Consider the following 18,918-nt stretch of genomic DNA (forward strand, 5'->3'; position numbering starts at 1 on the left):
ATGTGGAGACGGCTAACGGTTGTCATCGGATGCCTTATCATCCTTCAGGGCTGTGTCTTAGATAACGAAGTAGAGCTAAATAAACAAGAAAAGGAGACAGGAAAGGGAATGAATGAACAACTGATTCAAGCTGTAGAACGAAAAGAAACGGAAAGAATAAGAAGTTTGATTGAGCAAGGATCAGATATTAATACACAGGACCCGCAAGGGCGAACCGCAACCATGATTGCGACTTATAACAATGATGAAGAGACTGCAAAAATCCTTATTGAAGCGGGCGCAGACGTCAACATTCAGGATGACATGAAAAATAGCCCCTTCTTGTATGCCGGTGCTGAAGGTTATGTAGATATACTTAAACTTGCGATTGAAGCAGGTGCCGACCCGTCTATAACAAACCGTTATGGAGGAACGGCTTTAATCCCTGCTTCGGAACATGGATACGTTGAGGTTATTAAAGAACTGCTTACTAATACTGATATTGATGTGAACCATGTAAATGATCTCGGTTGGACAGCTTTGTTAGAAGCTATCATATTGAATAATGGTGATGGAAAACAACAGCAAACAGTGCAATTGCTAGTAGATCATGGGGCAGATGTCAACATTCCAGATAATAATAATGTGCCCCCTTTACAACATGCCCGTGAGAAAGGATTTAAAGAGATTGAACAAATTTTACTATCAGCAGGAGCAAAATAACCAGATCGCTGATACTTCTAATTTGTAATGTCCATTGCACTACTAAATTAAAACCACAAAATAATGAGGAGACGAAAAAATGAACAAAAAAGTAAAAATTTCATCATCTATACTACTTGGGTTAACATTGGTCATAACAGGATGTAACACAAACGCACAAGAAAATCATAGTGCACAGAAGCATGAACAAACAGCTAAAGAGAGTAAACAAGAAAATAAGTTAACCAAAGGACAGGAATTGACTAAAATTCTTAGTAGCACGAATTGGCAAGGAACTAAAGTTTATGATAAGAATAATAATGACTTAACAAAGGAGAATGCAAACTTTATTGGTCTAGCAAAATATGATGCTGAAGCATCGAGATATGAATTTTTTGATAAAAATACAAAAAAAAGTCGTGGTGATAAAGGAACTTTCTTTATCACCAACGGGAAGATGCGAGTGCTAATTTCAGAATCAATGGGTTACCAAGCCGTTGTTGAAATAACAGAACTGAATAAGGATATGTTTACCTATAAAAGAATGGGTAAAGATGCTAATGGTAATGACGTAGAGGTATTTGTTGATCATATTCCTTATACTGAAACAGAACTTTCCTTTACTGATCCAGACAAAACTTTGGAAACTTACACAGGGGAAGTAGATACGGACGTTGATGGAGACAAAATTTTATCCAGCACCACATGGCAAGGAACAGTGGCATTGGATGAAAAGGGAAATGATGTATCAAACTATAACTCGAATTATTTAGGACTTGCAAAATATGATGATAAAACAAATAAGTATGAATTTTTTGATGCTAAAACCGGTGAAAGCCGTGGTGATTACGGTTATTACGATGTTGTTCATGGAAATAAGATAAGAGCCCTTGTTTCACAAGGGGAAAATAAGTATGGCGCAGTTCTTGAACTTACAGAGCTTAATGAAAATAAATTCACTTATAAACGAATCGGTAAAGATAAAGATGGAAAAGAAATAACGATAACAGTTGAACATATACCTTATGAAGGTGATTTGAAACTAAAACCAACTAAGTAAATAAAAAGGGATTTTGCAAAAATGCAAAATCCCTTTCTTAATATAGTAATAGAATAGTGATTCAAGATATTACGCGTTAAACTGCTCAACGGATGTTTCCAGGTCATTAGCGAGCTTTACCATCGAGGAGGTTGAGAAGGAGATGTCCTCCATGGATTTCGCCTGTTGATCGGTTGATTGTGCCACTTGCTTTGAAGCCACTGCAGTTTCCCTTGTTAACCCTGCAAAATCTTCTATCGAAGCATTGATTTCCTGAGAACTTGCTGCCATTTGCTCTGTAATGGCGGATATTTCTTGAATCTGATCACTAACATGCTCAAAAGATTTTATGGTCTGTTTAAAAGTTTCTCTTGTATTCAGGACAAATTTTGTCCCTTCCTCTACCTCTTTAGTTCCAGTTTCCATCATTTTAACTGACTCATTTATGATGGATTTAAAATGAAGTAGGGACTTTTGTATATTGATTGCTGATTCCTTCGTGCCTACTGCCAATTTCCGTACCTCGTTCGAAACCACCGCAAATCCTTTACCCTGTTCACCTGCTCTAGCAGCTTCAATTGCCGCATTTAGTGATAGCAGATTTGTTTGCTCGGCAATTCCAGTAATTAAATGTACAATATTCACAATCTCATTTGCTTGTTCGTCCAATTTCTTTATTTCTGAACTTGTTTGAAGCATCACATCTTTTACTTGCAGAATTTGATTTGAGAGTTCATTTATATCTTTATTTCCAATGGACATCCTAGTTGAAACATGATTTGTCTGTTCGCTTACCTCTGAAGAAGCTTCGGCAATTCTTTGTATCCCTAGGGTCATCTCCTCGATGACCCTCGATGATTCTTCACTTCTATGCAATTGTACTTCCGCAGCTCCGGCAACTTGCTGAATGCCTTTAACGATATATTGTGTGGAAGTATCCATTTCTTTGATTTTGTGTTCGATATCACTTGATGACTCCAAAAGCTGGAATGATGAGCTTTTCATGGAGTTGACGATCATAATTGTATTGGTAATCATTTCTTCAAAGGATTTCACTAAAACCTTGATTTCGTCGTTTCCATTTACTTTGATTTTGCTAATCAGTTTATTGGCTGTTAATAAATTTCCATTTGAAATTTCCTTTGCAGCCAAGCTGACCTCGCGAAGGGGGCTTAACTTTCTAGTCAAAAACCATATTAAGGCACCCACTACGATCGCCATTAAGATTACATTGATTATTATAGTCAGGGGAAGGATGCCACCCAGTACCTTGCTGGCCGTAGCATTGACTTTGCTGGCATCAATATCCACCCCTAGTATTCCAATGACCTCGTCACCTTTCTTTATGGGAACAAAAACGGATAAATAGTCACCATATTCAGGATCATGAACGATGGAAGTGGTAGAAACCTTTCCCTTCATGACGTTTTCTACATCCTGATATGAAGTTGCGGTTGTGGGGGTTAAAATGGGAGATGCTTTTTTATCCCCCTTACCCATTCCATCTATAAGAATATGGACTTTTTCGCTACTTTCATTAATCCCTAATGTATATACATATAATGCTCCAGTTTTTTGTCTATAATCGTCTAACTGTTCGCGTATCTCCCAATATGTAGAGGTTTCGGATTGATTACTTATAAAATCTGCATAAGATGTTGGATTTATTCCTTGAGAGATGTTGCTTGCTATGTCTAAGCTGCTCATAGCGATTGTTTTCTCAACCGTATCATTTGTACTTTTATACATTAATAGCAAACTTCCAATTAATGTAATTATTATGCCTGTTAAAAGAACAAAACCTATTTTCGAACTGAGTCTATTCATCTTTGTTTATTCCTTCCCCATGTTATATATTAACCATGTTTTATATATCGGTAATAATTAAATATATTTAATGAGACCATTTTAAAACCTTCGGGTGGAGTCTTTATTCCATTAACCTTTTGTAAAAGAGTTTCAGTATGAAATGATCTCAATATAATTAATGGTTTGTAGTTTTTCAAAAGTGATAAAAGTATAAATCTTTAAAAATGTATTTATATCTTTACTTTATTTTGATTAAAAGGGCCATTCTTTTTCTCGTAGAGTAGGGTTGATAATGAAATAAACTATAAACGAGATAATGGAATTGTATTCGAATTATGTCGCCCTACCAAAGAAAGTAAAGTAATTCCTAAAGACAGATTTTTCAGCAGGAAAAACAAAAATTCCCGACTAAAAGCTAAATTGAGAGGAATGTATTTTAAGGAAATCTTATTGTTATGTTTGATTTTCTATCCTATAAATATCTTAGTATAGAAAAAAATCATCTTTCCCGTTCTGATTCTATAAATCTTGACTCGAAAGGATAAGATTAATAAATGTTGATCTTCTAAAGTGAAAAATAGAGCATTTGTTAAATTGTTATAAAATTCAAAAAATGGTTTGACATTAGTAAAAATGGAAGCTTATAATCAACGTAAGATTTCAAATTCAAAAACAGAGTTTTATATTATAGAACAAGTTAACCCTTCATTCTATTAAAAGTAATTGTTTAAAAAGTCATGAATTAACTTGTGAAACGCAATTAGAAGTGAAGTGTTTTCCTTACTCCGAATAAAACAAAAACGGAGTTTTATAATATAAAACAATTTAACTTTGGCTATACAAGGGTGAGGAGAAGTTCTTAAAATCAGTCATAAATGATAACGCTTACAAAAAACTATTGGGAGGGTTTTTATTGAAAAAAAGAAAGCTTTTTGTATTCTCCACAAGCTTAACTCTTGCAATGGCATTACTTTTATCAGGATGTGGTGGAGGTGAGGGAGAAAAGACCAGTGGATCTGGAGTTGAAAAGAAAACAATTAAAGTGGCAAATTATTTTGCTGAAAATCACCCTCAAAACATTGCCTTGAGAGAAAAATTCAAAAAAATAGTAGAAAAGGAGAGTAACGGTGAACTAGAGGTTCGGATTTATGCGAACAGTACATTAGGTGCAGAAAAAGAATTTTATGACGGCGTCAGAAACGGAACGATTGAAATGGGTGTTCCAGGACTAATTATGCAGGCGGACATTCCGAAAATGGGTGTTCCGGAATGGCCTTTCCTATTTAGGGATTACGATCATGTAAAGAAGGTATTGAATGGACCTATCGGAGATGAATTGACAGAAGAGCTTGATCCAAAACATGGAGTGACACCGCTCGCATGGAGTGCAAATGGATTTAGGATGTTTTCGAGTAATCGTACAATTAAGAGTATGAAAGATTTTGATGGACTTCGACTCAGAATGCCGAACATCCCGAATTACATAAAATTAGGTGAATCATTGGGGGCAAACGTTAGTCCATTACCTATTTCAGAAGTTTTTACCGCACTTGAACAAAAGGTAGTTGATGCTCAAGATAATCCCATTGCCACGCTGAGATCCTCGGGGTGGAATGAAGTTCAAAGTGATGTACTAGAATCCAAGCATATGTTCAGCCCCAATATTTACATTATCAATAGCAAATTCTATAAAGGTCTAACAAAGGAGCAACAAAGGATCATTCAAAAAGCAGCAAAAGAGTCGGCAGCATATGAGTTTGATTTGATGGAAAAAAGTTATGAAGATGACAAAGCATATCTTAAGGATAATGGAATCAAATTTACTAAGCCTGACGAAGGATTTTCACAAAAAATGTTAAAAGCATCTCAACCTGTTTATGATGAAGTCTTTGAAGAAAATGACTGGGCGGAGGAGCTGGTCGGAAAAATAAAAGCAGAATGAAGCAGGCGTTCTAGATAGGAAGGGGGAGATGTATAGGTGAATAAAATTTCCAGAACCTTAGAAAATTCGTTGAACATTATTATGGCAGCTGCGTTAGCAATTATGGTTGTTCTTGTGTTTGGTAATGTAGTTCTTCGTTATTTCTTTAATTCAGGGATTACCTGGTCAGAAGAAATGTCTAGGTATCTATTTATTTGGTTGACGTTCCTCGGCGCAATCGGAGCTTTCAAAAACAAAGAACACTTAGGTGTCGACATGGTCATCAAACGGCTCCCGAATAAGATGAAAAAAGTGGTTCTTGTTATTAGTGATTTGATGATGTTATTCGTTCTTCTCCTGATTCTGGATGGTAGCTGGAAAATGACATTGATAAACATTGATAGTACTGCACCAGCCACCGGCATGCCACTGGCATTTGTATATGGGACAGGTATTCTTGTGAGTGTTTCAATGGGCAGCATGATCATTTACAATTTGTATCGGATTTTCTTCAATAAAATTAAAGACGAAGAATTGGTGATGATAAGTGAGTCAGAAGAGCTAATTTCTCTCCATACTGATGAATTTGCTTCAGATATTAGGATCGGCAAGGAGGAGAAACAGGGATGATAGGTGTATTTGTCGGATCTTTACTGGGAGCCATGGGACTTGGAATACCTATTGCCTTTGCCTTACTTGTGAGTAGCGTAGTTTTAATGTATTTCCTTGGTATTTTTGATAGTCAAATTATCGCACAAAATCTAATCAGTGGCGCGGATAATTTTCCTCTAATGGCTATACCGTTCTTTATGCTGGCAGGAGAGGCGATGAATCGGGGCGGTTTATCACGGCGTATCGTTGAGATGGCAATGAATTTGGTTGGTCATATCAAGGGAGGCCTTGGCTATGTTGCAATCATTGCGAGTGTGTTGTTTGCGAGTTTATCAGGATCTGCCGTTGCCGATACAGCAGCGCTTGGGGCTATATTAATTCCAATGATGGTGAAGTCTGGTTATGATGTGAACCGGTCAAGTGGGTTGATTGCATCTGGTGGTATCATTGCCCCGATTATTCCGCCAAGTATTGGCTTTATCATTTTCGGTGTCGCGAGTGGTGTGTCCATTACAAAGCTGTTTATGGCAGGAATCGTTCCAGGTATTTTACTAGCGGTTGGACTTACGGTTACCTGGGCCATTGTTGCACGAAAAGATAAAGTCGCCGTAAACCCTCGAGCTTCAGCAAAAGAAATACTTACTTCTCTTCGTCAAGGCATTTGGGCACTATTCCTGCCCGTCATTATCATTGGTGGATTGAAATTCGGTTTATTCACACCGACTGAAGCGGCAGTGGTGGCTGCAGTCTACGCAATATTTGTCGGACTTGTAATCTATCGCGAAATGAAAGTGAAAGATTTGTATGAGGTCTTTGTTCATGCAGGAAAAATGACGAGTGTTGTCATGTTTCTGGTCGCTGCAGCACTCGTGTCATCCTGGCTGATAACTGTAGCCGATTTACCTGGTCAGGTAATTGGATTGCTGGAGCCATTTATGGATCATCCATTCCTTCTATTAATAATGATAAACTTATTGGTTATCGTAGTTGGAACTGCTATGGATATGACGCCGACGATCCTTATTCTAACACCTGTCTTGATGCCATTGGTGGTCGCTGCAGGTATTGATCCAGTTTACTTTGGTGTCCTGTTTATCCTGAATAATGCCATCGGTTTACTTACACCTCCGGTCGGAACCGTTTTAAATGTCATGTGCGGCATAAGTAAGATCAGTATGGAAGAAATCATGAAGGGGATTTGGCCTTTCTTGCTCGTGGAAGTAATTGTATTGATCTTGTTGATATTGTTTCCTTCCTTAGTAATGGTTCCTCTAGATTGGTTTACCTCCTAACGGAATTAAACAAGTAATTAGGTCTGTATGCTGATATTCATCTTATTTTATAGGAGGAAAATGAAAATGAATAATTTGTTCAAACGTTTGGCGGTTGGAGTTTTACTGCCTTCAATACTACTATTAAGTGCTTGCGGAAGCGGACAAAATGAAAGCGCTACAGCTGACGGTATACAGGAAAGAACAATCAAAGCAGGAATCGGAAATAGTAAAATGCACCCACAAGGGCAGGGTATGGAAAAATTTAAAGAACTGCTTGAAGAAAAAAGCGGCGGGAAAATGAAAGTCAAAAACTTCTTTGATGCCACTCTTGGAGATGATCAGAAAATGACAGAAGCACTTCAAGGCGGTTTACAGGAAGTAACTGTGCCTTCAACTTCTCCACTTGTTGGTATGATTAAGGAATTTGGAATTTATGACTTCCCATTTGTCTTTAATAATGAAGAGGAGGCTTATACAGTACTTGATGGTGCAGTAGGCAAAAAACTTTTGGATAAATTACCGGAACATGATTTAGTAGGTTTGGGATACTGGGAAAACGGCTTCCGAAACATAACCAATAGTAAACATCCGGTTAAAACGGCTGATGATTTCAAAGGTCTTAAACTTCGTACCATGCAAAATGAAGTGCATTTAGATGCATTTTCAAAGTTAGGGGCGAATCCATCGCCGATGGCCTTCTCTGAAGTATTTACTGCGTTGGAAACTGGCACTGTTGATGGGCAGGAGAACCCACTCGCAACAATTCAAACGCAAAAATATAATGAAGTGCAAGACTACTTAAGTCTTACAAATCATGTTTATACACCATTTGTATTCCTTGTAAGTAAAAAGTTCTGGGATGACCTATCAGAACAAGAGCAAAAAATCATGAGTGAGGCCGCACAAGAGGCTGGAAAGTATCAACGGGAAGTTAACCAAAAAGAAAATGAAAAAGCACTTAAGTATCTAAAAGAAGAAGGTATGAAAATCAATGAAGTAGAGCCTGAAGAAATTGAAAAAATGAAGAAAGTCATCCAACCAGTGACGGACGAATATGCTCAGAAATTTGGTCAGGATCTAGTAGAAGAAATGATGAGCGAAGTTGAAAAAGTACGCGGTAAATAATCCAGACTGTTTGGAGGATAGAAAATGGATATTATCTCTGAACTTTTACGTGAAATCCAATTACCGAAAATGGTCAAAGTGAGACAGAAATTTCGCACACCTCAAATCGCTGATGTAGCTCGTGAGGTGAAGAAGGCGATAAAAGAAGCAGGTGTCTTATCAAGAATAAATGAAGATGACAGGGTGGCAATTGCAGTAGGAAGCAGAGGGGTAGCGGACCTTCCTATATTAGTAAGAGAAACGGTATCGGCCGTTATGGAGGCTGGTGGCAATCCTTTTATAGTCCCTGCAATGGGAAGCCATGGGGGTGCTACAGCGGAAGGACAAATCGATGTGTTGCTTCAGCTGGGTATTTCAGAAGAAGCGGTTGGAGCGCCAATCATGTCATCGATGGAAGTTATTAAACTGGATGAATTGCCAAATGGGCTCCCTGTCTATATTGATAAGCTTGCATATGAATCGGATAAAATCATAGTCATTAATCGGATAAAACCACATACGGCATTTCGTGGACCGGTTGAAAGCGGACTTATGAAAATGATTACAATCGGTTTAGGTAAGCAAAAGGGAGCCGAAGCTGCACATGCATACAGCTTTAAGTATATGGCGGAACATGTCCCTGAAATGGCGAAAATTTCCTTAGCGAAAGCTCCTATCATATTTGGTCTTGCGACTATTGAAAATGCCTATGATAAACCAGCGAAAATCGTCGCAGTCCCAGCAGAGGAACTGGAGGAAGTGGAGCCGGGCCTATTGCTTGAAGCAAAATCATTGATGCCAAAAATACATTTCGATTCGATGGACGTACTTATTGTAAATGAACTCGGAAAGGACATTTCGGGTGATGGAATGGATCCGAATATTACGGGTAACTTCGCCACTCCATATGCTACCGGGGGGCCAGACGTTAAACGGACCGTTGTACTAGGACTTACTGAAAAAACTCACGGTAATGCAAACGGCATCGGCATGGCTGATATGACGACGAAGGCCGTCATGAATGAAATCGAATGGGAAAAAGGCTATGCCAATGCACTCACAAGCACAGTGACAGATGTAGTAAAGCTCCCGATGTTTTTAGATACGCAGGAATTGGCTGTTAAAGCTGCTATCAAAACGTGCAATGCCTTCGATTTGAATAAAGTGAGAGTAGTAAGAATAAAAAACACGCTTGAAATCGGTGAAATTTGGATTTCTGAAAGCATGATGGAAGAAGCTTTAAAAAACAAAAATAATATAGAGATCCTTTCTGAACCAGAAGAATTGGCACTAGACTAAAAACCTTCTTTAATATTTTTAGAGAATGGAAGAATTCATTTGAAATCAGAAAAGGAGTGCTGAAATGACACACCTATATCCACTAATTGATAACGAAATAAACCCTTACCGCGATAATGTACAGGGAAAAGCAAATGAACCCATTACGGTTGCGGGTCTATTGGACCGTTCGAAGCTGACGCTTGGCTCCACATATGAAGGGGGCAAGCCTGATTGGACGCTTGAAGAAATTTATATGCGGCTAGAGAGGAATGCCCCGCGTATCGCAATTATCGGTGGTTCGTCCGATCATCCGGCCCATATAATGGATTACCAAACGTCGGCACGGGCAGCAATCCGCATCTGGCAAAACGGCGGCGTGCCGTTTCATTTCTCGACACCGGTAATGTGTGATGGCACTGCGCAAAACAATCAAGGAATGAGTTACTCTCTCCAGAGCCGAAACGCGGTTGCACAAATGGTTGTCAACCAGCTAGAAGCTCACAGTTATCATGGTGCATTTGTCATTCAGGGGTGTGATAAGCAGCCTCTTGGTGTTGTAAGTGCACTCGCACATGTTGATCGTGTTCGCCGAAACCGTGGTGAAGCACCTTTTTTCGCAACATTCGCACCTGCTCATGTATTAGAAGGCGGTTCGATTCCAGCTGACGTAATTGAAGAATTGGAAACTCTTGCGAAAAAAGCGGAAAGTAAAGGAGCTACTGATGTAGCCGTTGATTTACGAGATACGATGGCATATATATTGCAATGTTCATCGAATACTGCATTTCAGGGCGTGTTTGAACGGGCCTACGAACGAGGAATATTGACGAAGGAACAGCATAAATATTTTGAAATGAGACTTGCTGTCGCAACATGTGACGGGCAGGGAGGTGTATGTGCCTTCAATGGTACGGGGAATAGTTCACGTCATTTAGTGGCAGGCATGGGTCTCGTTCATCCAGCCGTGGAGCTGTTAACCGATCCACCAACACAACGCCAGATTAACTCGGTGCTTGATAGCTTTGCCGGCATGATAAACGAAGAGCGCTACGGCGTGGCCAACATTGTCGCTGCGAATATAAAAAATGCAATCCGTATTCATAGCGCTTCGGGTGGTTCTACTAACTTAATGATGCATATTGTCGCAGGCATGCTTTATGCAGGATTCAAATTCAGCTTATGGGACCTTGACCGCATTCATCATTCACATCCCATTCCTGACTTATTTGATTACAGTTTGACAGAAGGAAGGGACATTTATTCACTTGCGATGCAGTGTTGCAGCGGGACAAGCAGAGGAATGGAAACACTTTTTTATGAACTTATTGAGAATGGTGTACCAATGGATCAGGATGCGCCGACTGTCGCAGCAAAAACTTGGAAAGAACGTCTTTCGATTACAAGTAGCCTAAAAGCGTTGAATGTAAAGAAAAATCAGGTCATTTTATCCAATCCACGCCGTGGATTCAGCGGTGTTGATGTATTAAAAGGAAACTTCTTTGAAAGCGCCGTTGTAAAAATCAGCGGAATGCCGACACCACAGCTTGACCAATTCGATGATAAGCTGGCATTTGTCCTTTATTACGAAAATGAAGATGATGCAAATAAAAGCCTGCTCGATTCAAATCTGCTTTCAAAAATAAAAGAGCAAAAACTTTTCGAACATAATCTATTGCTCGAATCTCTTAAATACAACAATAAGCTGGAATGGTCTCTTATAAAAGCCGCTACCTATGGGGAGTTATTTGACAGGATGGTTGAAGAAGGCACATTGAAAATTGCGGTTATTATCTCAGGGCAGGGGCCAGTGGCATTCGGAATGCCGGAAATGTTTACACCAATGCAACACATCAATGCAAATCGTGTTATGAAAAAAATCGCTACAATCATTAGCGACGGCCGCTATTCAGGGGTCACATATGGTGCTGCTATAGGACATATGACACCGGAATCGTATGAAGGTGGCGGCATTGGCTTACTTCAATCAGGGGATGTAATTCACCTTCAGCTTCGTGATCGACGGATTGATTTTGTCGATTCCACTCAACTTCATTCAGGTAAGGTTGTTCATGATTTTGCGGATCATTTTAAAGAAGAAAGAAAATCATTGGCGACTGAACGCAAGCTGCGTATGAAAGTGAGACAAAAAATGGTTGCGGCCAGCAACAGGATGTTTGGACATACAGATGCAGCAAATGGTGTTGTCCCAATTGCTGTCATTGAGGATGCGGTACTTGGTTATGAAAAGGATATTTTACTCCAAGGAAAAAAAGTAGAAATAAAATGAGGAATGCTCGTCATAAATCCGATAAGATAAAGGTAGACAGAATAAAAGGAGTGAGGAACGATGCCTATCATCCAATCGGTGGAGCGTGCCTTGAAAATATTGGATTTATTTGATGAGCGTGAGCGCGCATTAACTATCACAGAGATAAGTAAACGAATGAATTTACATAAAAGTACGGTTCATTCACTATTAAAAACCTTACAGGAGCATCACTATATTTCACAAGGCGAAGAAAATGGAAAATACTCGCTAGGTTTAAAGCTATTGGAGAGGGGAAGCGTTGTTGTGACCCATCTCGATTTGCGCAACGTAGCAAGAAAACATCTTGAATGGCTTTCAGCAACAACGAATTTAACGCTGCACCTTGTCATATTAGACGGTCAGGAAGGTGTCTATGTCGATAAAGTGGAGGGTACGGGGGTAACGGTCCTTTATTCCCGTATTGGCCGGCGTGTTCCGATTCATACGAGTGCTGTTGGCAAATCTCTTGTTGCAACCAAAACGGACAGTGAACTGGATTTGCTCTTGGACGGCTATGATTATACGGGACCGACCGAAAGATCGATTAGATCCAAGGAGCAGTTTTTAGCGGAAATCGAAAAAGCACGCATTGATGGCTATTCAATGGATAATGAAGAAAACGAACCGGGCATTTTCTGTCTGGCTGTACCGATAAAAGATTATTCAGGAAAGGTAATCGCAGCAATGAGTGTATCGATGCCAGCATCGAAAGTAAACGAAGAAACACATGAGTATTATGTACGTCTCTTAAAGGAATGCAGCAGTAAAATTTCGCAGGAGCTCGGTTATGAATATCAAAAAATATAAATGAGGCCTGCTATATAGGAGGAACTATAAAATGAGAATTATTCGCTATGTAAAAGAAAATAAGAAACAACTTGCTGCCGTGACAAACGAAAACAATGTGGTGGACCTTCCATTTACGGATTTTATGTCGTTGATTTCAACGGCACGTCTTGATAACAGAACAGCGTTTGACATTGTAAAACAAATTGCCGACGAAGGGGAAAAGCGGCCATTGGAAGGTCTTCAATTAACAACACCTATCGACGCACCGGAAGTATGGGCATCTGGCGTTACCTATAAAAAAAGCAAGGAAGCACGTAACTACGAAGCGACGCAAGGAAAGCTGGACCGCCAAACATTCTATGACAAAGTTTATGATGCAGTGCGTCCAGAGATTTTCTTTAAATCGACTGCAGCAAGAACCGTGGGCCCGAATGATCCGGTATACTTGCGTTCAGATTCAAAATGGCAAATTCCGGAGCCGGAGCTTGGTCTTGTCATCGATAAAGAGGGAACGGTACTCGGATATATCGCAGGTAATGACATGAGCTGCCGAGATATTGAAGGTGAAAATCCGCTTTATCTTCCACAAGCAAAGGTATGGAAAAATTCTTGCTCCATTGGACCGGCCATCTTGTTAAAAGAGGCTGTTCCGGATCCATATGAACTTAAAATCATGTGCCGTATTTATCGAAATGAAGAAAAAGTATTTGAAGGTGAAGCGAAAGTAAACCAACTGAAACGAAAATTGGAAGAGCTTGTCGACTATTTAGTTTTAGATAACACTGTTTTTGACGGATCAGTTTTACTTACAGGTACATGCGTGGTTCCGCCAAATGAATTTACATTGAAAGGCGATGACCGAATCGAAATTGAAATACCAGGGATTGGAGTATTAAACAACCCGGTCATCCAAAGTAAAGCAGTCCAAACAATTTAAGGGGTGACAAAATGAGCGAATATAAAACACTTTACTTAAGTACTAAAGATAGTGTAGCTGTCGCTTTATCCGAAATCCCTGAAAACACATCAGTAGTTGTGAAGACTGGGCTTGAAGAACTTGTTGTATCCATTCTTGAACCGATTCGTTTTGGACATAAGTTCGCAGTCAAATCCATCGAACAAGGAGCAGACATAATTAAATATGGGGAAGTCATAGGTGCAGCCTCAGCTTTTATTCCCGCTGGTGCACATGTTCATGTACACAATTTAGAAGGTAAAAGAGGAAGGGGTGACAAAATTGCTGAATGAAAAAATGCAGTTTTGGGGCTACCGCCGTCCGGATGGACGCGTCGGTGTCCGGAATCATGTACTGATTTTGCCAACGATAACATGTGCAACTCAAACAGCTCAGCGCGTCACAGAATTGGTGAGCGGAACTGTCACATTCATTCATCAGCATGGCTGTGCTCAAGTGGGCACTGATTATGATCAAACGGCCAGAACCTATGCCGGAATGGGCATGAACCCAAATGTATACGGTGTCATAGTACTCGGACTTGGCTGTGAAACACATCAGGCGCACCGCATTGGAGATGAAATTGCCAAATGCGGTAAACCAGTGGAAACTGTATCGATCCAGGATCATGGCGGCACTCTTCAAACCATTGCCGAAGTAGCTAAAATTGCGGTCAAAATGGTCCAGGATGCCTCGATGGTGCAACGGGAATTATGTGATTTTAGCGAGCTGATTGTCGGCACAGAATGCGGTGGGTCGGATGCATGCTCCGGCTTATCGGCTAACCCCGCAGTCGGACGTACAAGCGATTTGGTTGTTCAGCAGGGGGGAACCGCAATATTAGCGGAAACGACTGAACTCATCGGTGCAGAGCATTTGATCGCTAACCGGGCGGTAAACGACCAGGTAGCCAAAAAAGCTTATGCAGTTATTAAAATGATGGAAGACCGCTCGATACAAATGGGCGTAGACATCCGCACCGGAAATCCGAGTCCGGGAAACATTGAGGGAGGTCTCAGCTCACTTGAAGAAAAATCACTGGGGGCAGCGACAAAATCAGGCACAACCAGACTTGAAGAAGTCATTGATTATGCCCAGGTGCCCACAAAAAAAGGGCTCGTATGGATGGATACGCCTGGCCACGACATTGAGCAATTGACGGGAATGGTCGCAGGCGGTGCCCAAATCGTTCTCTTTACAAGCGGAAGAGGCACGCCAACGGGTTCTCCTATATCACCCGTCATAAAAATCTCAACTAATACACCAATGTTTGACAGGATGAATGAAAATATGGATTTAAATGCTGGTACGATTGTCGATGGTTTAGAAACTGTTGATGAAGTGGGCAGGCGAATTATGGAAGAAATTCAACATGTTTCAAACGGAAAACTAACAAAAGCGGAGATTTTAAAGCAGCATGACTTTGGTATATGGAGAATTGGACCGACATTCTAAAACGAAAAAGGAGCTAAAGATTATGATATCAACTACATTTGCAACGAAAACATATAAAAATTTCATTAATAATGAGTGGGTGAGTGCATCTTCTGGAAATACAATCGAAAGCATTAATCCTGCGGACAAAGAACCGGTTGGCTACGTTCAAAGCTCAACGGAAGATGACTTGAACAAAGCTGTAGCTTCTGCGCATAAAGCAAAGAGTGATTGGCGCAGGCTCGGGCAGTCTGCCCGTGGACAAATCCTTTTCAAAGCGGCCAATATATTGGAAGAAAATCTAGATGAAATTGCCGAAACCATGACTCGCGAAATGGGTAAAACGTTACCGGAAGCAAAAGGTGAAACGGCACGAGGTGTTGCAATCCTGCGTTACTATGCTGGGGAAGGGATGCGGAAAGACGGAGATGTTATCCCATCATCCGATAAAGATGCCCTAATGTTTACGAAACGCACCCCACTTGGTGTTGTCGGGATAATCACGCCATGGAACTTCCCGGTTGCAATTCCCATTTGGAAAATGGCTCCTGCTCTTGTATATGGCAACTCAATCGTATGGAAACCCGCTACGGAGGGTGCCGTTACAGCAGCGAAAGTGATGGAATGCTTCACCAAAGCAGGCTTCCCTGAGGGCGTAGTGAACTTCATTACCGGTAAGGGGTCGATCATCGGTCAAGGACTCATAGATCATCCGCATTTAAATGCGATCACATTTACCGGTTCTGAAAGTGTCGGTCAGAGCGTCGCAAAATCAGCTTCCGCCCGCGGGATAAAATACCAGCTTGAAATGGGTGGCAAGAATCCAGTCATCGTAACGAAAGATGCGAACATCGACCAAGCTGTCGAGGCGGTCATCAGCGGTGGATTTCGTTCCTCCGGCCAGAAATGCACAGCTTCAAGTCGTGTTGTTGTTGAATCATTGGTCTATGATGAATTCAAACAAAAACTGGTAAAAGCAGCAGCGGCAATTACAGTCGGCAACGGTCTTCAAGAAGGTATTTGGATGGGCCCATGTGCAAGCGAAAGCCAGTTCAATACGGTGACAGAGTACATTGAAAAAGGCAAGCAGGAGGGCGCAAAACTCATACATGGCGGGGAGATATTAACTGGCGGAGACTATGATAGAGGCTTTTTCATTACACCAGCGATTTTTGAAGACGTGACGTCCGAAATGGAGATTGCACAGGCAGAAATTTTTGGGCCAGTTATCGCGCTTATAAAAGCAACCGATCTTGTCGAAGCGATTGACTTGGCAAATAATACGAAATACGGATTGAGTGCATCAATCTTTACATCAAATATTAGCTCAATTCTGGAATTCATTGATGAAATTGAAGCAGGGCTTGTCCGCATTAACGCAGAAAGCGCGGGCGTAGAGTTGCAAGCTCCATTCGGAGGCATGAAAGCATCGAGCACGGGTTCGCGAGAGCAAGGTGAAGCTGCGAAAGAATTTTATACTGCCATAAAAACAGTTTTTATTAAAGGTTCTTAACAAGTGCAAGGGAGGTTTCCATGTTTGAAAATCTCTCTTCCTTCCAAAAATTTCATTATTCAGGAGCAAAGCCTTGGTATTCATTACTACGAAGGCAAGGACATTCTCGATTATATGAAAAATCCAGAATTATTCGATTATGAAAATGGTTATGTGAACATTCCGGATAAACCGGGTCTTGGGGTGGATATTGCTGAGAAAAAAGTGAAGCAGGCAGCAGAAACCGGACATGATTGGAAAAACCCAATTTGGCGTAAAGAAGACGGAATTATCGCTGAATGGTAATAAAAGGAGGAAAAATAATGGACTTTCATGGCATCATTCCACCGGTAGTGACCTTATTTGATGAAACGGGGAACTTAGATATGGCGCTGAACAGAAGGTATATCGACCTATTAATCTCACGGAATATTGACGGTATTTTGTTAATGGGTAGTTCAGGTGAGTTCTCATCACTTACAACAGAAGAAAGAAAATTATACGTACGCGAAATGATAAAGCACATTAACGGACGAGTGCCAGTTATGGCCGGAGTCGGTCATACCGCATTAAAAGAGGTGCATGAACTGACTTCTTATGCAGAAGAGCATGGAGCGAACGGCGTTCTCGTAGTCAACCCATATTACTGGAAGCTGTCTGACGAGCAATTATACCGGCATTTTTCCAGCGTAGCGAATCATACTAATTTGCAAGTTTTCATTTATAACATCCCGCTCTTGACGGGACAAAATTTATCAATCGAATTGATTAAAAAATTAGCCGTAGATCATTCTAACATTGCAGGTATTAAAGAGACGGTCAGTGATTTTGGCCACCTTCGTCAAGTGCTGGCGGAAGTTAAGAAAGTTCGCAGTGATTTTCGAGTCTTCTCTGCGTTTGACGAGCATTTGCTTCCGGCTCAAATGATTGGTGCAGCTGGGAGCATTAATGGAAGCGCTGTATTTGCCCCGGAAATATCCGTTCATTTATATGAATCGTATCATAAAGGTGATCTTGCAGAAGCACAGAAAAATCATCAAGTGATTTCAAAACTGATGGATGTGTACAATTACGGTCCGACATTTTTTACAGCCATGAAAGAAGCCGTTCATCAGCGCTGGTTTGACATTGCGGCAGGACACCGTCCACCATGCGATGTATACCCTGCTGATTTGAGTGACAAAGTAGCTGCTCTCTTAAAAAATATAGATATGAAAGAAGGCGTCCAAAAATGAAAGAATCACGCGACTTGCTCGAACAATTAGGCTACCCATCTACTGATCTTAAAGAACTGCCTACATCAAAGAAAACATTTCCAGATGGCGCTCAATACCGCATTGAACTACCAAGTGTTGAAGGTCCAGCTGCCCTAAAAGAAACATTGAAAGAAATTGACCGCCTCGGTTTGACTGTTCACCGAATATCTCAGGGAAGCGGCATCATGCTTCAAACGGATGAAGAAATTAAAGAAATGTGTGAAATGACAGCAGAGCGCGGAATGGAGCTGAGTTTGTTTGTCGGTCCCAGGGGTTCATGGGATGTCAGTGCGGGACCGCTTACGCCAGGAGGTAAATCTCAGGGAATCCGCCATGAAGGATCGGACCAGCTTGTTTATGCCATGGAAGACTTGAAAAGAGGAGCTGCACTTGGTCTTCGCGGTGCGTTAGTTGCGGATGAAGGACTCCTTCTTTTAACGAAAGAAATGAAAAAATACGGACAGCTTCCGGAAGACTTTGTTGTTAAAGTATCGGTTCAAATGGGTTCAGCCAATCCAGTATCCGTTAAATTAATGGAAGACATCGGAGCGGATACCTACAACGTGCCACCTGCATTAACGCTGTCTAAACTTGCAGCGATCCGACAATCAATAAACATTCCAATTGATTTATACGTTGAAGTGCCGGATACCTTCGGCGGCTTTCTTCGCTATTATGAAATACCAGAAATTATCCGTGTATTGGCGCCTGTATACATCAAATTTGGTCTACGTAATCACCCTGATGTATACCCATCAGGGAAACAATGGGAAAGTACGAACATCTCACTCGCTCAAGAACGTGTACGCCGTGCCGCAATTGGTATTCAAATGATCGAACGATACTTTCCAGAAGCAAAAACATCGAAACTCGGTGCAGAAGGACTCGGAATTGCGAAAATCGAAAAGGCAGCAGCAAAATAGATGATTTTAATGAGAGTGATCCCCTCTGATATTCCGGTGT

At 40.8% G+C, this 18,918-nt stretch carries 17 protein-coding genes; 16 read left to right on the forward strand and 1 reads right to left on the reverse strand.

Features of this window, described 5'->3' with window-relative positions; translation table 11 throughout:
* Together BS1321_RS25055 and BS1321_RS25060 are read left to right on the forward strand one after the other, a co-directional pair.
* On the forward strand, positions 1–702 hold the full coding sequence (locus BS1321_RS25055) for an ankyrin repeat domain-containing protein (protein ID WP_063235060.1): 702 nt from the start codon (positions 1–3) through the stop codon (positions 700–702).
* 79 nt (positions 703–781) lie between these two features.
* Positions 782–1,741, forward strand: coding sequence for a DUF4822 domain-containing protein (locus BS1321_RS25060; RefSeq protein WP_063235059.1), 960 nt, complete (start codon positions 782–784; stop codon positions 1,739–1,741).
* A gap of 69 nt (positions 1,742–1,810) precedes the next feature.
* Here BS1321_RS25060 and BS1321_RS25065 read toward each other — a convergent pair whose 3' ends face one another.
* Positions 1,811–3,469: a methyl-accepting chemotaxis protein gene (locus BS1321_RS25065; RefSeq protein WP_162268746.1), complete on the reverse strand. Its 1,659-nt coding sequence runs from the start codon at positions 3,467–3,469 to the stop codon at positions 1,811–1,813.
* A 973-nt stretch (positions 3,470–4,442) separates the two neighbouring features.
* Here BS1321_RS25065 and BS1321_RS25070 point away from each other — a divergent pair.
* The 14 genes from BS1321_RS25070 to BS1321_RS25135 all read left to right on the forward strand — a co-directional run bounded on the left by BS1321_RS25070 (position 4,443) and on the right by BS1321_RS25135 (position 18,878).
* Entirely contained in the window at positions 4,443–5,471 is a 1,029-nt protein-coding gene (locus tag BS1321_RS25070; RefSeq protein WP_230162922.1) for a TRAP transporter substrate-binding protein, read from the forward strand.
* A gap of 36 nt (positions 5,472–5,507) precedes the next feature.
* Positions 5,508–6,080, forward strand: coding sequence for a TRAP transporter small permease (locus tag BS1321_RS25075; protein WP_063235057.1), 573 nt, complete (start codon positions 5,508–5,510; stop codon positions 6,078–6,080).
* Positions 6,077–7,354 (forward strand): TRAP transporter large permease, encoded by a 1,278-nt coding sequence (locus tag BS1321_RS25080; protein WP_063235056.1) that lies wholly within the window; start codon positions 6,077–6,079, stop codon positions 7,352–7,354. Before BS1321_RS25075 ends, BS1321_RS25080 begins: the two co-directional genes overlap by 4 nt.
* Before the next feature lie 60 nt (positions 7,355–7,414).
* Positions 7,415–8,461: a TRAP transporter substrate-binding protein gene (locus tag BS1321_RS25085; RefSeq protein ID WP_063235055.1), complete on the forward strand. Its 1,047-nt coding sequence runs from the start codon at positions 7,415–7,417 to the stop codon at positions 8,459–8,461.
* 24 nt (positions 8,462–8,485) lie between these two features.
* Positions 8,486–9,739, forward strand: coding sequence for a nickel pincer cofactor-dependent isomerase, group 22 (locus BS1321_RS25090; RefSeq protein WP_063235054.1), 1,254 nt, complete (start codon positions 8,486–8,488; stop codon positions 9,737–9,739).
* A gap of 64 nt (positions 9,740–9,803) precedes the next feature.
* A complete protein-coding gene (locus BS1321_RS25095) occupies positions 9,804–12,008 on the forward strand; it encodes a dihydroxy-acid dehydratase domain-containing protein (RefSeq protein ID WP_063235053.1) in 2,205 nt (734 codons plus the stop codon).
* Between the two features lie 60 nt (positions 12,009–12,068).
* On the forward strand, positions 12,069–12,836 hold the full coding sequence (locus BS1321_RS25100) for an IclR family transcriptional regulator (protein WP_063235052.1): 768 nt from the start codon (positions 12,069–12,071) through the stop codon (positions 12,834–12,836).
* A gap of 31 nt (positions 12,837–12,867) precedes the next feature.
* Positions 12,868–13,755 (forward strand): fumarylacetoacetate hydrolase family protein, encoded by an 888-nt coding sequence (locus tag BS1321_RS25105; RefSeq protein ID WP_063235051.1) that lies wholly within the window; start codon positions 12,868–12,870, stop codon positions 13,753–13,755.
* 11 nt (positions 13,756–13,766) lie between these two features.
* Positions 13,767–14,066: a UxaA family hydrolase gene (locus BS1321_RS25110; RefSeq protein ID WP_063235050.1), complete on the forward strand. Its 300-nt coding sequence runs from the start codon at positions 13,767–13,769 to the stop codon at positions 14,064–14,066.
* 4 nt (positions 14,067–14,070) lie between these two features.
* Complete coding sequence (locus BS1321_RS25115) at positions 14,071–15,228, forward strand: UxaA family hydrolase (RefSeq protein ID WP_063235080.1); 1,158 nt, start codon at positions 14,071–14,073, stop codon at positions 15,226–15,228.
* Positions 15,229–15,250: 22 nt separating this feature from the next.
* Positions 15,251–16,720, forward strand: coding sequence for an alpha-ketoglutaric semialdehyde dehydrogenase GucD (gene gucD / locus BS1321_RS25120; protein WP_063235079.1), 1,470 nt, complete (start codon positions 15,251–15,253; stop codon positions 16,718–16,720).
* A gap of 24 nt (positions 16,721–16,744) precedes the next feature.
* The gene (locus BS1321_RS25125) at positions 16,745–17,005 is read left to right on the forward strand and encodes an enolase C-terminal domain-like protein (protein ID WP_063235049.1); all 261 of its coding nucleotides are present in this window, start codon (positions 16,745–16,747) and stop codon (positions 17,003–17,005) included.
* Positions 17,006–17,022: 17 nt separating this feature from the next.
* Positions 17,023–17,934 carry a dihydrodipicolinate synthase family protein gene (locus tag BS1321_RS25130; protein ID WP_063235048.1) on the forward strand — a complete coding sequence of 304 codons (912 nt, stop codon included), beginning with the start codon at positions 17,023–17,025 and terminating at the stop codon, positions 17,932–17,934.
* Positions 17,931–18,878, forward strand: coding sequence for a U32 family peptidase (locus BS1321_RS25135; protein WP_063235047.1), 948 nt, complete (start codon positions 17,931–17,933; stop codon positions 18,876–18,878). The genes BS1321_RS25130 and BS1321_RS25135 overlap by 4 nt, the downstream gene beginning before the upstream one ends.
* Positions 18,879–18,918: the final 40 nt, after the last annotated feature.

The sequence above is a fragment of the Peribacillus simplex NBRC 15720 = DSM 1321 genome, from assembly GCF_002243645.1.
Taxonomy (GTDB): domain Bacteria; phylum Bacillota; class Bacilli; order Bacillales; family DSM-1321; genus Peribacillus; species Peribacillus simplex.

Bases quoted from the DNA above. Each gene is read 5' to 3' on its own strand.
- BS1321_RS25055 (WP_063235060.1), top strand. From the start codon at position 1: ATGTGGAGACGGCTAACGGTTGTCATCGGATGCCTTATCATCCTTCAG.
- BS1321_RS25060 (WP_063235059.1), top strand. From the start codon at position 782: ATGAACAAAAAAGTAAAAATTTCATCATCTATACTACTTGGGTTAACA.
- BS1321_RS25065 (WP_162268746.1), bottom strand. From the start codon at position 3,469: ATGTATAAAAGTACAAATGATACGGTTGAGAAAACAATCGCTATGAGC.
- BS1321_RS25080 (WP_063235056.1), top strand. From the start codon at position 6,077: ATGATAGGTGTATTTGTCGGATCTTTACTGGGAGCCATGGGACTTGGA.
- BS1321_RS25085 (WP_063235055.1), top strand. From the start codon at position 7,415: ATGAAAATGAATAATTTGTTCAAACGTTTGGCGGTTGGAGTTTTACTG.
- BS1321_RS25090 (WP_063235054.1), top strand. From the start codon at position 8,486: ATGGATATTATCTCTGAACTTTTACGTGAAATCCAATTACCGAAAATG.
- BS1321_RS25095 (WP_063235053.1), top strand. From the start codon at position 9,804: ATGACACACCTATATCCACTAATTGATAACGAAATAAACCCTTACCGC.
- BS1321_RS25100 (WP_063235052.1), top strand. From the start codon at position 12,069: ATGCCTATCATCCAATCGGTGGAGCGTGCCTTGAAAATATTGGATTTA.
- BS1321_RS25105 (WP_063235051.1), top strand. From the start codon at position 12,868: ATGAGAATTATTCGCTATGTAAAAGAAAATAAGAAACAACTTGCTGCC.
- BS1321_RS25110 (WP_063235050.1), top strand. From the start codon at position 13,767: ATGAGCGAATATAAAACACTTTACTTAAGTACTAAAGATAGTGTAGCT.
- BS1321_RS25115 (WP_063235080.1), top strand. From the start codon at position 14,071: ATGCAGTTTTGGGGCTACCGCCGTCCGGATGGACGCGTCGGTGTCCGG.
- gucD (WP_063235079.1), top strand. From the start codon at position 15,251: ATGATATCAACTACATTTGCAACGAAAACATATAAAAATTTCATTAAT.
- BS1321_RS25130 (WP_063235048.1), top strand. From the start codon at position 17,023: ATGGACTTTCATGGCATCATTCCACCGGTAGTGACCTTATTTGATGAA.
- BS1321_RS25135 (WP_063235047.1), top strand. From the start codon at position 17,931: ATGAAAGAATCACGCGACTTGCTCGAACAATTAGGCTACCCATCTACT.